This is a genomic window from Campylobacter sp. S4:11 (assembly GCF_024723695.1).
In the GTDB taxonomy this organism is placed as follows: domain Bacteria; phylum Campylobacterota; class Campylobacteria; order Campylobacterales; family Campylobacteraceae; genus Campylobacter_D; species Campylobacter_D jejuni_C.
This window is the reverse complement of sequence record NZ_JANQDC010000086.1, coordinates 1-583: the sequence shown is the minus strand read 5'-3', so window position 1 is coordinate 583 and position 583 is coordinate 1. Positions and strand designations below refer to the sequence as shown.

Annotated in this window: 2 protein-coding genes; both read left to right on the top strand. The window is 30.9% G+C overall.

All coding sequences use genetic code 11. From position 1 onward, the window contains the following. On the top strand, positions 1–201 hold a 201-nt coding region (locus CAMP5053_RS08310; RefSeq protein ID WP_337217649.1), incomplete at its 5' end, for a hypothetical protein. Positions 202–226: 25 nt separating this feature from the next. After that, positions 227–583 (top strand): two-partner secretion domain-containing protein (locus CAMP5053_RS08305; RefSeq protein ID WP_337217648.1); only part of this gene is annotated, 357 nt, incomplete at its 3' end.

Here is a 583-nt window from a genome sequence, read left to right as displayed (position 1 = left end):
ATTATTTTAATGCAAAGTGAAAAAGGCTTTGTAGATGCAAACAATAAACAACTAAATCAAAAAGACTTACAAAGCTTATTAGAAACTATCACTAAAAATAATCAAAGCTTACATAAAAACATCAAAGCAAAAGTTCAAAAAGCTAAATACACTCTAAGTGTAAGTAAAGATGCAAAAAGCATAGTAGTGAATTTAAACTAAAGCAATATACCAAAAAGGATTAATTATGAAAAAGTTAGCAAATCACATCATACTCTCAGGCATAACTGTATCAATGCTCTTTTCTCCACTAATGGCTTTACCTAGTGGAGGTAAATTTACTCATGGAACTAGTGGGACTATAACTTCTGGCAATGGTCATATGCAAATTAATGGTAATGGAACAAATTCAGTCATACAATGGGGTGGTGGCTTTAATATAGCAGATGGTGAAAAGGTAAACTTTGGAGGTAAAGACAAAAACTACCTAAACATTGCTCATGGAACTAGTAAATCTATGATAGAAGGTATATTAAATGCAGGTGGTAATAATGTCTTTTTAATTAATCCTAATGGAGTAATCATTACTAAAACAGGGGGAATT